The sequence below is a fragment of the Actinopolymorpha sp. B11F2 genome (assembly GCF_040195635.1).
In the GTDB taxonomy this organism is placed as follows: Bacteria; Actinomycetota; Actinomycetes; order Propionibacteriales; family Actinopolymorphaceae; genus Thermasporomyces.
In genome coordinates this window covers 259,416-272,801 of the sequence record NZ_JBEFTX010000002.1, presented here as the reverse complement: position 1 = coordinate 272,801, position 13,386 = coordinate 259,416, and the positions used below count along the sequence as shown (strand labels likewise).

8 protein-coding genes are annotated in these 13,386 nt (G+C 70.1%); 1 reads left to right on the top strand and 7 read right to left on the bottom strand.

Annotated features, from left to right (window positions below; genetic code table 11):
• Positions 1 to 33: 33 nt before the first annotated feature.
• Positions 34 to 3,897 (bottom strand): ABC transporter ATP-binding protein, encoded by a 3,864-nt coding sequence (locus ABN034_RS05130; protein WP_349689814.1) that lies wholly within the window; start codon positions 3,895 to 3,897, stop codon positions 34 to 36.
• Positions 3,894 to 4,382 (bottom strand): MarR family winged helix-turn-helix transcriptional regulator, encoded by a 489-nt coding sequence (locus ABN034_RS05125; protein ID WP_349325408.1) that lies wholly within the window; start codon positions 4,380 to 4,382, stop codon positions 3,894 to 3,896. Before ABN034_RS05125 ends, ABN034_RS05130 begins: the two co-directional genes overlap by 4 nt.
• A 300-nt stretch (positions 4,383 to 4,682) precedes the next feature.
• Between ABN034_RS05125 and ABN034_RS05120 the strand changes: the two genes are divergently transcribed.
• Positions 4,683 to 5,489 carry a nucleoside/nucleotide kinase family protein gene (locus ABN034_RS05120; RefSeq protein ID WP_349689813.1) on the top strand — a complete coding sequence of 269 codons (807 nt, stop codon included), beginning with the start codon at positions 4,683 to 4,685 and terminating at the stop codon, positions 5,487 to 5,489.
• Here ABN034_RS05120 and ABN034_RS05115 read toward each other — a convergent pair.
• The 5 genes from ABN034_RS05115 to ABN034_RS05095 are packed head-to-tail and all read right to left on the bottom strand — an operon-like array spanning position 5,453 to position 13,345.
• Positions 5,453 to 6,691 carry a uroporphyrinogen-III synthase gene (locus tag ABN034_RS05115; protein WP_349325410.1) on the bottom strand — a complete coding sequence of 413 codons (1,239 nt, stop codon included), beginning with the start codon at positions 6,689 to 6,691 and terminating at the stop codon, positions 5,453 to 5,455. The genes ABN034_RS05120 and ABN034_RS05115 overlap by 37 nt on opposite strands.
• Entirely contained in the window at positions 6,688 to 7,059 is a 372-nt protein-coding gene (gene nirD, locus ABN034_RS05110) for a nitrite reductase small subunit NirD (RefSeq protein ID WP_349689812.1), read from the bottom strand. The genes ABN034_RS05115 and nirD overlap by 4 nt, the downstream gene beginning before the upstream one ends.
• 3 nt (positions 7,060 to 7,062) lie before the next feature.
• Positions 7,063 to 9,720 carry a nitrite reductase large subunit NirB gene (gene nirB / locus ABN034_RS05105; RefSeq protein ID WP_349689811.1) on the bottom strand — a complete coding sequence of 886 codons (2,658 nt, stop codon included), beginning with the start codon at positions 9,718 to 9,720 and terminating at the stop codon, positions 7,063 to 7,065.
• Positions 9,717 to 11,192, bottom strand: coding sequence for an FAD-dependent oxidoreductase (locus ABN034_RS05100; protein WP_349689810.1), 1,476 nt, complete (start codon positions 11,190 to 11,192; stop codon positions 9,717 to 9,719). Before ABN034_RS05100 ends, nirB begins: the two co-directional genes overlap by 4 nt.
• Positions 11,189 to 13,345 carry a molybdopterin oxidoreductase family protein gene (locus ABN034_RS05095; RefSeq protein WP_349689809.1) on the bottom strand — a complete coding sequence of 719 codons (2,157 nt, stop codon included), beginning with the start codon at positions 13,343 to 13,345 and terminating at the stop codon, positions 11,189 to 11,191. The genes ABN034_RS05100 and ABN034_RS05095 overlap by 4 nt, the downstream gene beginning before the upstream one ends.
• Positions 13,346 to 13,386 lie beyond the last annotated feature (41 nt).

Sequence of the window (13,386 nt, the reverse complement as noted above, 5' to 3'; positions counted from 1 at the left end):
CGTCGGAGACAATTGCCGCGAAGGCCGCGCGGTTCAGGCGACGATCTGTTCCCCCCGGACATACGCCGCCCAGAGTCCGGCATATCGACCGCGCGCCGCCAACAGGTCGGCATGCGTACCGTCCTCGACGACTCGACCGTGGTCGAGGACGACGATCCGGTCAGCGCGTTCGGCTGTAGTCAACCGGTGTGCGATGAGCAGCGTGGTGCGAGACCGGGTGAGCGTCTCGGTCGCCCGGATCACCAGCGCCTCGGTCGCCGGATCGAGCGCGGCGGTCGCTTCGTCGAGCAGCAGGATGTCGGGATCGACCAGATAGGCCCGGGCGAGGGCGATGAGCTGGCGTTGTCCGGCCGACAGGTTGCGGCCGCGTTCGCCCACGGTGTGGTAATAACCGTCGCGCATCCTGGCGATCACGCCGTGCGCGCCGACCGCGCGGGCCGCCGCCTCGATCTCGGCGTCGGTGGCGTCCGGACGTCCGTAGGCGATCGCGTCGCGAACGGTGCCAGGGAAGAGGAACGGCTCCTGCGGGACGTAGCCCAGCCGGTGTCGGTACGACGCGAGGTCGAGGTCGCGCAGGTCGTGCCCACCGACGCGGACGGCGCCGCCGGTCGGGTCATAGAACCTCGCCACCAGCTTGACGAGCGTCGTCTTCCCGGCACCCGTCTCCCCCACCAGCGCGACCGTCTCGCCTGCCCGCACCGTCAGGTTGATGCCGTTCAGGGCGTTGCCGGTCGCGTTGTCGTAGTGGAACTGGACGTCGTCGAGGACGACCTCACCGGAGAGTGCCTCGATCTTCGTCGCACCGGAGGCCTCGGGCGTCGAGGTCGGCGTACGCAGCAACTCCCCGATCCGCCGCAGACCGACCCGGGCCTGCTGATAGCCGTCGAACACCTGCGACAACTGCTGCACCGGCGAGAAGAACAGGTCGAGGTAGAGCAGGTACGCGATCAGCGCACCGGCCGTCAAGGCGCCATTGCGCACCAACCCGGCACCGACGCCGAGAACGACTGCCGCCGCGGCCAGGTTGAGGAACTGGACGAACGGGAAGTACGTACCGATGTAGCGCTGCGCCCGGAGCCGGCTGACCCGGTACGCCTCGCTCTTGGCATCGAACCGGTTTGCGTTGTGGTCCTCGCGTCCGTACGCCTGCGAGACCCGCATGCCGGCGACGTTCTCCTGCAGGTCCGCGTTGACGACGCTGATCCGCTCGCGGGCCTCCTGGTAGGCGACCGACGACTTCGCCCGGAAGATCAGCGTCGCGACCACGAGGATGGGCATCAGCGCCAGGACCGCCAGCGCCAACTCGGCGTTGATCCACACCAGCGCGACGAGGACGCCGACGAACTGCAGGATCGCCACCACCGCCGTGAGCAACGACGTCTGCAGGAACGACGACAACGCGTCGATGTCGGTCGTCATGCGGGTCATGATCCGGCCGCCCATCTCGCGCTCGTAGTAGTCGAGACCGAGCCGCTGCAGATGGGAGAAGAGCTTGACCCGCAGGGAGTAGAGAACCCGTTCACCCGTCCGGCCGGCGACGCGGGTCTGCGCCATCATGATGGACCAGTCGGCGATCACGACGCCCAGAGCCACCGCCGCCGCGATGAGCACCACCGAGAAGGCATCCCGCGTCACGCCCGCGTCGACGCCGTGCCGGATCAGCAGCGGCAGGCACAACGTCGCCACCGCGTCGAGCGCCACGAAGAGCAGCGCGAGCAGCAACGGGGTCCGGAACGGCCGGAGCGTACGCAGCAACGAGAAGCCCGGGTCCGGCTGCGCGGCGTCGGCCACGCTCACCTTCGGCACATCGGTGGCCGGCTTGAGCTTCGCCACCTTCTCCAGCAGTGCCGGCGTGGGCGGCATGCTCGCCAGCCAGCCGCCACCACCACCGCCGCCGCCGCCGCCACGGCCGCCTCCGCCGCCGAATCCACCGCCGAGTCCGGTCGGCGTCTGGACGCGGGTGAGGTGGCTCGGCTCCTCCGGTGTCGTGCGTATCCACGGTGAACGGGACTCGTCGGCGGACGTCTCCGAGGCGAGGAACGCCTCCAGCTCACCGGCGTCGACGCCTTCCGCGTCGTCGCCCGGACCCGACAGGAGCAACCGGTACAACGCGCAGCGTTCGGTGAGCTCCTCGTGCGTACCGACGTCGCGGAGCCGCCCGGCGTCGAGCACGGCGATGCGGTCCGCGAGCTGCAGCGTCGACTGGCGGTGGGCGATGATGATCGTGGTGCGCCCGGCCATGACATGGCGCAACGTGGTGTGGATCTCGGCCTCGGTCTCGGGGTCGACCGCGGACGTCGCGTCGTCGAGCACGAGGAGGGTCGGGTCGCTCAACAACGCCCGCGCCAGGGCCACCCGCTGCCGCTGGCCGCCGGACAGCGTGAGGCCGCGCTCGCCCACGACCGTGTCGATCCCGTCGGGCAACTCGTCGATGAACTCCGTCGCCTCGGCCGCGGCGGCCGCGGCCCGGATCTGCTCGTCCGTGGCGTCCGGCCGGCCGTAGGCGATGTTGGCGCGCACGCTGTCGGAGAAGAGGAAGCTGTCCTCGAAGACCAGGCCGATCCGCGACCGCAGCGAGGCGAATGTCACGTCGCGTACGTCGTAGCCGTCGACCCGCACGCTGCCCCGCTGCACGTCGTAGAACCGCGGCAGCAGGTGGGAGATGGTCGACTTGCCCGAACCCGCTGTGCCCACCAGAGCGAGGGTCTCCCCCGGCGCCACCTCGAGCGAGAGGTCGCGCAGCACCGGGTCGGACTCGAGATAGCCGAACGTCACGTCGCGCAGCTCCACCGCTCCCGAACCCTGCGGAAGGTCGATCGCGTCGGGCTTCTCGAGCACGAGCGGTTCAGAGTCGATGACCTCGAACACCCGGATCACGCTCGCCCTGGCCTGCTGGCCCATGACGAGGAAGTTCGACAGCATCCGGACCGGCGCGATCAGCTGACCGAGGTACGCGGAGAACGCCAGGAACGTGCCCAGCGTGATCTGGCCCTGGATCGCGAGCCACCCGCCCAGGGCGAGGATGCCGACCTGGCCGAGCAGCGGGACCGCCTGCAGCGTCGGGCCGTACCTGCTGTTCAGCCGGACCGACCGCAGCTTCGACGCGAAGAGCCGCCGGGCCTGCCGCTCGAGCCGGGACAGCTCGCGGGTTTCCTGGCCGAATCCCTTGACCACGCGTACACCGGACACGGCGGAGTCGACGATGCCGGCGACTTCGGCTGCCTGTTGCTGCGCCTCCCACGTGGCGGGGAAGAGGCGGCTACGGCTGTGGTAGCCGATCAGGAGCAGGGCGGGGGCTACGGCGAGAGCGATCACCGTGAGCAATGGCGACAGCCATGCCATGACGACCAACGAGATGACGAAGAGCAGGATGTTGCCGGTCAGCATCGGCAGCATCTGCAGCAGGCCCTGCACCAACATGATGTCGCTGATCGACCGGCTGACCACCTGGCCGGTGTGGAGCTCGTCCTGCCGTGCGCCGTCGAGCCGCAGCAACGCCTTGAACAGGTCACCGCGGATCGCGTGCTGCACATCGAGCGCAAGCCGTCCACCCAGGTATCGGCGTACGAACCCGGCGCCGAAGGTCACCAGTCCCAGGCCGAGCAGCGCACCGACCCACGGCAGCATCGGTGACCGGTCGGCGATGATGACGTCGTCGACGATGTGCCGCTGGACGAGCGGAACGAACGCCTGGGCCGCCATCGCGACGATCGCGCCGCCGAAGGCTACGAAGACCAGCCACTTCGACCGCAGACAGTAGGCCGCGAGCCGGCGGATCCATCGGTCGGAGTCGGTACGCCCGGATCCGGCGGCCGAGGTGCCGCCGGGGCCTGATGCTGACTGGGATGAACTGGTGGTCGTGGCCGTACTGGCTTCGGTCGCGGTGGCTGATGTCATCTGGTGTGCGATACCTCCGGGGTGGTCGGTGCGGGGCTGCGGCGGGTGGCCCAACGCGCGTCCATCACGTCATCGAGTTCGGCGAGGAGCGCCAGCAGGCGGTCGCGGTCGGACACCTCGTCGAGGAGCGGCTCGAGCCGTTCGCAGTAGGCGCGTTCGGCGCGGGCGAGAGCGGCGCGGCCCTCGTCGGTGAGGGCGAGCCGGATCACCCGCCGATCACCGGCCAGGCTGCTGCGGGTGAGGAGCCCGGCCGCGACCAGCCCGTCGACGACGACCGTCACCGCGGGTTTGCTGGTGGCGAGTCGGCTCGCGATCTGGGTCGACCGCTCGGTGCCGCGTGAGACGAGTTCGAGGGTGCGGAACTGCGCGAGGCTGAGGCCCGCGTCGGCGCGTTTGAAGAGGCGGGCCACCCGGACGAGGGTGCGGACGGCCCGCTCGACCGACGGCTCCGCGTCGACCGCTCCCGATGGTTCTTCCTCGGACACAGTTCCATAGCTTAACCATCTTGTCGCCAACCCGGCGAACACCTCCCCGTGATCATGATCCTGATCATGAATGTTTTGCGGTGCTATGGCCCACTTTTCTTCATGGTCAAGGTCGAGGCCAGAGGCTGCGCGGCGGCGGGATAGTGGACGCTCACGCGCGTAAGTCAGGCGGCGCTCACGCGCGTAAGTCAGGCGGCGCTCACGCGCGTAAGTCGGGCAGCGCTCGGGCGCACACGCGCTGGGAACCGGCTGTTGGCAGGAGCTGGCCACCCGACGTACGAAGGGCGAGGATAGGGACCCGTGGACCTCACGCCCTCACCACCGTCCGAACCCGACGACGGGAACGGGATCGCGACCGACGCGACCGAGGGGAACGACGCGACCGACGTGAGCGACCGGAGCGCCGCACCGCTGCGCTTCGAGCAGCTCGTCGAGCGGGCGGAGGCGCTCACGCGCGACGCCGCCGGGCGCCGCACCCGCACCCTCCTCGGCATCGTCGGCGCGCCCGGTGCGGGGAAGTCCACGCTGGCGACCGGCCTCGTCACGGCGCTGGTCGAACGAGGTGGCGAGCACGCCGCGCACTACGTCCCGATGGACGGATTCCATCTCGCCAACGCCGAGCTCAACCGCCTGGATCGCCGCGACCGCAAGGGTGCGCCCGACACGTTCGACGCGGCCGGTTACGTCGCCCTGCTCCGACGGCTACGGGACGGGCGCGAGGAACTTGTCTACGCGCCCCGGTTCCACCGGGAGATCGAGGAACCCATCGCGGGGGCGATCGGTGTCCACCACGACGTCGGACTGGTCGTGACCGAGGGCAACTACCTGCTCATGACCGCCGAGCCCTGGTCGTCCGTGCGTACCCTCCTCGACGAGGTGTGGTTTCTCGATCCGCCGGCCGACGTACGTCATGAACGGCTGATCGCCCGGCACCAGGCGTACGGCAAGTCACCGGACGACGCCCGCGCCTGGGCACTCGGCAGCGACGAACGCAACGCCGAGCTGATCGCGGCCACGCGCACCCGCGCAGACCTCGTGCTGGCAGGCACGGTCGACGTCGACCGCTCCGCTCAGGAGACCTCCGCGGTTTCGACCGCGAGTCGGTAACCCCGCTTGGTCACCGTACGAATGATCCGCGAGTCCCCCAGTCCTGCCCGCAGCCGCGCGATCGCCATCTCGACGGCGTGCCCGTCCGCGCTTCGCGGCAGAGCACGTAACAGTTCGGCCCGCGACACGACCCATCCGGGGCGCTCGGCGAGGACCCGCAGCAACGTCATCGGCGCCGGGGCGAGCGTCCTCATCGCGCCGTCGACCACCACCGCATGGCCGCGGATCTCCAGAGTGTGCCCCGCGACATCGACGGTACGCGTCCGGTGGGTGGGCAGCCGGTCGGTCAGTGCCCGGACGAGGCCGCCCAGCCGGGCGCGCGCAGGCTGCACGATCGGGATGTCATGGCGGAGGAGCGGTCCGGCGGCAACGGGTCCTACGCAGGCCGCGAGGACGTCTCCGCGGAACGCGTCGAGGACGGCGTTGCGGTCCGCGCCGGCCACCTCGAGCAGCGCGGCCGTCGCCGGAGCGCTCGTGAAGGTCACGGCGTCGACGTAGCCCAGCTTGATCAGCTCGACCAGCCGTACCAGCGGGGACACGTCCTCCGGTAGGACCCAACGGTAGATGGGCACCTCGATCACCGTCGCGCCGGCGGCCCGCAGCGCCGCCACGAAGTCCGGCAGGGGTTCACCGTGAAGCTGCACCGCGATCCGCAGCCCGCGTACGCCACCCGCCAGCAGGTGTTCCAGCACCTCGCTCAGGCATTCCGATGCGGGTGACCACTCTTCGGCGAGGCCGGCGGCGCGGATCGCCCCCTGTGCCTTGGGCCCACGGGCGAGCAACCGGCAGTCGGTCAGCGTGGCGTACAGCCGGTCGGCGAGACCCGCGCTCTCGGCCGCCTCCATCCAGCCGCGGAAACCGATCCCCGTGGTCGCGACGGCGACGTCCAGCCCACCGACCACACAGGCGCGGGTCGCCTTCTGCAGCGCCTGGTCGTCCGACAGCGGGACGATCCGGATCGCGGGTGCCTCCACCACGCGTGCACCTCGGCGCTCCAGGAGCGCGACCAGCTCCTCCCGTCGTCGGGCGGCGGTGACCCCGACGGTGAACCCCGTGAGCGGGGGCAGCTCGTTCAGCCCGTCCCTGCCACCCTTGGACCCACCATGGGGTACGGCATCCGACGCGCCGCCGGGGGCACCCTGCGAACCGCCCTGCGGCCCGATCGAACCCGCCACCGGTGCCACCGGGTCGGTCGTGGTCACGACGGACCCTCGACGGCGATACTGATGATGCCGCCCTCGCACGAGACCGGATACGCCGGGATGGCGACGCCGGGCTCGGCCAGGCACTGGCCGGTCCGCAGATCGAACGCCTGCTTGAACATCGGCGACGCCACGGTCGGCGTCGTGCCCGCGCTGCCGACGATGCCGCGCGACATGACGTACGCACCAGAGAACGGATCAGCGTTGCCGACGGCGTACACCTCCCCCTCGTACGTACGGAAGATCGCGACCTGGACCTCACCCACGAGTGCCGCGACACCGCGTTCGGGGATCAGGTCGTCGTACCTGCACACGGGAACCCACTGCCGGACAAGGCTCTGCGTCCCGCTTCCGAGTACTGCGGTCATCTGTCAACCTCCTGTTGCGGACGTCTCGACGCGGCCGGCCGGGCCACGCCCTCCGTTGGTCGGGGCGTGCTCTCCGTTGGTCGCACCGATGTTCAGCGTGGGTCCGGCGATGAGGGTGGGCGAGTCGGACGGGATCGGCTGCCCGCGTTCGCTCACGAACTGGATCGACGGGTCCGGCGTGTCGGGTGCGTTGACGAACGAAACGAACCGGCGGAGCTTGTCCGGGTCCTCGATGGTCGCGCGCCATTCGTCGACGTAGTTCTCGACATGGCGTTCCATCGCCTCCTCCAGCTCCGCGCAGATGCCGAGGGAGTCGTCGATGATGACCTCGCGCAGGTGGTCGAGGCCGCCGTCCATGTTCTCGATCCAGGTCGCCGTGCGTTGCAGGCGGTCGGCCGTACGGACGTAGAACATCAGGAACCGGTCGATGTAGCGCAGCAGCGTCTCGGTGTCGACGTCGGTGGCGAACAGATCCGCGTGCCGCGGCTTGAAGCCGCCGTTGCCGCCCACGAAGAGATTCCAACCGTTCTCGGTGGCGATGACGCCGACGTCCTTGCTCCGGGCCTCGGCACACTCGCGTGCGCACCCGGACACCGCTGCCTTGACCTTGTGCGGCGAACGCAGACCCCGGTAGCGCAGCTCCAGTACGACCGCGAGTCCCACCGAGTCCTGCACACCGTAACGGCACCAGGTCGTTCCTACGCAGGATTTCACGGTACGCAGGGCCTTGCCGTAGGCGTGCCCCGACTCGAAGCCTGCGTCGACGAGCCGCTTCCAGATCTTCGGCAGCTGCTCGACCCGCGCGCCGAACAGGTCGATCCGTTGCCCACCGGTGATCTTCGTGTAGAGGCCGAAGTCGCGGGCGACCTCGCCGATGACGATGAGCTTTTCCGGTGTGACCTCGCCGCCGGGAATTCTCGGCACCACCGAGTACGTCCCGTTGCGTTGCAGGTTGGCGAGGAAGTGGTCGTTGGTGTCCTGCAGCGCGGCCTGCTCGCCGTCGAGAATGTGTCCGTTTCCCAAGCTGGCAAGGATGGATGCGATCGCCGGCTTGCAGATATCGCAACCGCGCCCCCGGCCGTGCGTCGCCACGGTCTCCGAGAACGTCCGCAGGCCACGCACCTTGATGATGTCGAACAGCTCCTGGCGCGAGTAGTCGAAGTGCTCGCACATCGCCTTGGACTGTTCGACTCCGGCCCCTGCGAGCAGGGACTTCAGCAGGACAACGCAGGAGCCGCACCCGGTGCCCGCCTTCGTACACTCCTTCAAGGCGGGCACGTCCGCACAACCGTCGCCGACCGCGGTGAGGATCTCGTCCTTGGTCACGGCATGGCACGAGCAGACCTGCGCGGTCCCAGGCAGGGTTCCGTTGACCTCACCCGAGCCCAGGAAGTCGGCGAGCTTGCCCGGCAAGGGACTGTTGACACTTGCCCGAAGCGTCGCGTAGGCAGAGGCGTCGCCGACCAGCATTCCGCCCAGCAGGGTCTGCGCGTCGTCTGTCAAGGCGAGCTTGGCGTAGATGCCATGGGCGGGGTCGGAGTAGACGACATCCAGCTCCCCGGTCGTGTTGCCGAAGCTCGCGACGTCGATGCCGAGCAGCTTGAGCTTGGTCGAGGTGTCGATGCGTTCGACCTTCGCCTCGCAGCTCCCGTCGGCGTCGAGGAGACGTTGCGCCACGACGTCCGCCATGGCGTTGCCGGGTGCGATGAGGCCGTAGACCCGCCCGCCGACACAGGCGACCTCGCCGATCGCGTAGATCGAGTCGTCGGAGGTGCGGCAGGTCTCGTCGACCACCACACCACCGCGCTCACCCATCGCGAGACCACACTCACGGGCGAGGTTGTCGCGTGGGCGTATGCCGGCCGCGAAGATCACCATGTCGACATCGATCGCGGGCGAGGCGTCCGCGTCGTCGTCCGCGCTCTCGCTCTGTTCGCCCGAGAACACCATGCGGGCGACTGAGCCGTCGGCACCGGCTTCGATGCGCTCGGTCTTCGTCGCGGTGTGTACGTCGAGACCGAGCGCCTCGACGTGGCGGCGCAGGATCGCACCACCCGCCTCGTCGAGCTGCGTCGGCATCAGCCAGGGCGCGAACTCCACCACGTGCGTACGCAGTCCCAACAGCCGTAGCGCGTTCGCGGCCTCCAGACCGAGCAGCCCGCCACCGACGACCGCCCCGACCCGGCGCCCGGCGGCGTAGGACTCCAAGGCGATCAGATCGTCGATCGTGCGATAGACGAAGCAACCCGGCAGGTCGTGCCCCGGCACCGGAGGGACGAACGGGTACGAGCCGGTGGCGAGCACCAAGGCGTCGTAGGAATACTCCCCCACCGCCGTCGCCACCACCCGGCGCTCGCGGTCGATCCCGACCGCCGCCTCGCCGAGCCGCAGCGTGACGGCCGGATCGTCGTCGTAGAACCCTTCAGGGACAAGGGAAAGCTCCTGCGGCGTGGTCCCCTCGAAGTAGGCGGACAGCCCCACCCGGTCATACGCCGGACGGCTCTCCTCGGCGAGCACCGTGACCTGCCAGGTGCCCTCCTCGTCGCGTGCGCGGAGGGCCTCGACGAACCGTTGACCCACCATGCCGTTGCCGATGACGACCAGCTTCCGGCGTGCCGGACCCATGCTGTCCTGATGCATGTCCTCACTCCGCCCGGTCATGCGACGACCCCTTCCGGTTGCGGTACCGACGCGGCGGAGTCCGAGCCACCCTGCTGGGCATCGGCCGCGAGAGCGGTGACGTAGCTCGCGATGGTGTCCCGGCAACTCCCGCATCCCGTACTCGCGCGGGTCGCCCCAGCGACCTCGGTCGGCGTGCGGGCACCGCCCATCCAGGCCCGGACGATCGCCCCGGCGGTCACCCCGTTGCAGCGGCACAGTGTGGTGGCCGCGGAGACCATGCCCGGCTCGGCCGACTGCCCACCGCCGCGCGGGAACAGCAACGACCGGGGGTCGCTCGGCACCGGTGTCTCCCGGTCGAACGCCTGCGTGAGCGTCCCGACGGTGGGACTGTCGCCGAGCAGGATCGCCGCGACGACGCGCTGGTCGCGGATGACGACCTTCTGGTAGGTACGCCTGGTCGGGTCGGCGAAGGTCACCACCTCCGCGCCGTCCGCGTCGACGTGCGGATCACCCATCGAGGCGAGGTCCACCCCGGACGCCTTCAGCCTGGTGACCAGGCGCGAGCCGGTGTAGTGCGCACCGCCGCCGCCGCTGATGACCTCCGCTGCCACCCTGGCCTGTTCCCACGCCGGCTGGACCAGGCCGTAGACCTTGCCGCGATGCTCCGCGCACTCGCCGATCGCGTAGATCGACGGGTCCGACGTGCGCATCCGGTCGTCGACCACGATGCCGTGGTTGACCAGCAGGCCGGCCTTGGCGGCGAGGTCGGGGTTCGGTCGTACGCCACAGGCGATCACCAGCAGGTCGGCTTCGATCTCCGTACCGTCCTCCAGGCGCACGCCGCGCAGCCGGCCGCCACCACCGGGTTCGGTGGCGATGACCTCCTCGGTCACCGCGTCGAGGCGTACGGACACCCCGAGCTCGGCGAGGGTCGAGATGAGGATTCGGCTCGCGTCCGGGTCGATCTGGCGGTCCATCAGGTGGCCGCGGGCGTGGACCACCTCGATCTCCAGACCGCGCTGCGCGAGCCCACGGGCGGCCTCCAGCCCGAGCAGGCCGCCGCCGAGGACGACCACCTTGCGCGCCTGCTCGGCCTCGACGAGGATCCGCCGGCAGTCGGCGAGCGTGCGGAACGTCTCGGCCCCGTCGATCAGGGTCTCGGGGTCCTTCCAGAGCCCGTCGATCGGGGGAACGATCGCGCGGCTGCCGGTCGCCAGGACGAGGGTGTCGTACCGCGTCGTCGTGCCGTCGGAGGCGTGCACGGTCTTCGTCTCCGGGTCGATCGCGTCGACGTCGACGCCGGTCCGGAGGTCGAGCGCCCCTGGCGGCTCGGCCAGGGCGAGATCCTCCTCGCCCACCTTTCCGGCAAGGAGGTTGGAGAGCAGGATCCGGTTGTACGCCCGACCCGGCTCGGTACCGAACACCACGACCGGCCGGCGCGGCTCGCGGGACCGCAGCTCCGCGGCGAACCTCGCACCGGCCATGCCGTTGCCGACCACCACAACGCTCACCCATGCACCTCCGCTGTCGTGAGCTTCTCGAAGGCGCCGGCGTCGGCGGCAGCGCCTGCTTCTCGTTGCGTACGGCCGGCCACGCGTTCCAGGCGTACGGCACAGACCTTGAACTCCGGCATCCGCGACGTGGGGTCGAGCGCCGGGTTGGTGAGGGTGTTCGCCCGGCCGGCACCACCCCAGTGGAACGGCATGAACACCGTGTCGGCACGGATCGTCTCGGTCACCCGCGCGGGTGCGGTCGCGGTGCCACGGCGGCTCGTCACGCGGATGTCGTCGCCGTCAGCGATGCCGTACCGCTCGGCGAGATCGGGGTGCAGCTCGACGAACGCGGCCGGCGCGGCCGTATGCAGGGCGTCGATGCGCCGGGTCTGTGCGCCGCTCTGGTAGTGCGCGAGCACCCGGCCGGTCGTGAGGTAGACGGGATAGTCGGCGTCGATGTCCTCGACGGCCGCTCGGTGTTCGACGGGGACGAAGCGCGCCCGGCCGTCCGGCGTCGCGAACCTGTCGAGGAACAGCCGCGGCGTCCCGGGATGCCCCGGGCCGGGACACGGCCAGAAGACACCGTCCGAGGTGTCCAGATGGGCGTAGGTGATGCCGGAGTAGTCCGCCACTCCCCCGGCACTCGCCCGCCCGAGCTCGGCGAACGTCCGCTCCGGGTCCGGGTTGATCGCCCCACCACATCCGAGCCGGTCCGCGAGGCCGGCAAGAATCTCCAGGTCCGTGCGGACCTCGCCCGGCGGCTGGCGGAGCCGTCGGCGGCGGATCACCCGCCCTTCGAGGTTGGTCATGGTGCCGTCCTCTTCGGCCCACTGCGCGGTGGGCAGCACCACGTCGGCAAGCGCCGCCGTCTCGGACAGCACCAGGTCGGCGACGACGAGCAGGTCAAGCTCCCGGAACCGCTGCTCGACCCGCGCGGCCGCGGGTGCGGACACGACCGGATTGGTGCCGAAGACCAGCAACGCCCGCGGGCCGTCCTGGTCGCCGCCGAGGGAGTCCATCAACTCGAACGCGCTCGGCCCCTTGCCCGGGATCGTGGTCGGATCCACGCCCCACACCGCCGCGACATGGGCGCGGGCGGCCGGGTCGTCGATCATCCGGTAGCCCGGCAGTTGATCGGCCTTCTGCCCGTGCTCGCGACCGCCCTGGCCATTGCCCTGCCCGGTGAGGCAGCCGTAGCCGCTGCCTGGCGTACCCGGAAGGCCGAGGGCCAACGCGAGGTTGACGAACGCGCTCACCGTGTCGACACCCTTCGCGTGCTGCTCGGCGCCGCGGGCGGTGAGGACCAGCGCCCGGTCGACCTCGGCGAGGAGGCGGACGGCCTCGCGCTGCTGGCTCACCGGTACGCCGGTCACGCGTTCGACCCGCTCGGGCCAGTAGCTCATGACGATCGGTCGTACGGCGTCGAACCCGCTCGTCCGGTTGGCGACGTACGCCCGGTCGACGTATCCCTCCATGATCGCGATGTGCAGCATGCCCAGGGCGAGCGCCAGGTCCGTGCCGGGTGTGATCTGCAGGTGCAGATCGGCCTGGCGAGCGGTTTCGGTGACCCGCGGATCGACGACGATCAGGTGCCCGCCGTTCTCCTTCTGGGCGCTGAGGTACTGCAGGAACGGTGGCATCGTCTCGGCGACGTTGGCGCCGGCCAGCATGACCGTGCCCGCCTCGGCAATGTCGCTCACCGGGAACGGCAGCCCGCGGTCGAGGCCGAACGCCTTGTTCCCGGCGGCGGCGGCCGACGACATGCAGAACCGGCCGTTGTAGTCGATGTTCTTCGTTCGTAGGACGACGCGGGCGAACTTCCCGAGCGCGTACGCCTTCTCGTTGGTCAGCCCGCCGCCACCGAGGACGGCCACCGTGTCCGTGTCGTGGTCGCCCTGAAGCCGGCGGAGGTTGGTCGCGATGAACGACAACGCCTCGTCCCACGACGCCGGTTCGAGAGGATCGCCGCGCCGCCAGCGGATGAGCGGGGTGGTGAGCCGGTGGGTGGAGGTGAGGAGTTCGGCCGAGGTCCAGCCCTTCTGACACAGCCCGCCGCGGTTACTGCCGGCGGGGCGCGGCGTCACCTGCACCGTGCCTGAACCCGCGCCGTTCGCCAGGTACATGCCACACTGCAGTGCGCAGTATGGGCAGTGCGTCGCGGCTCGGGACATATCGTCGAGCGTGCGCTGGGGCGGTTTCGAGCCTGCTTCCC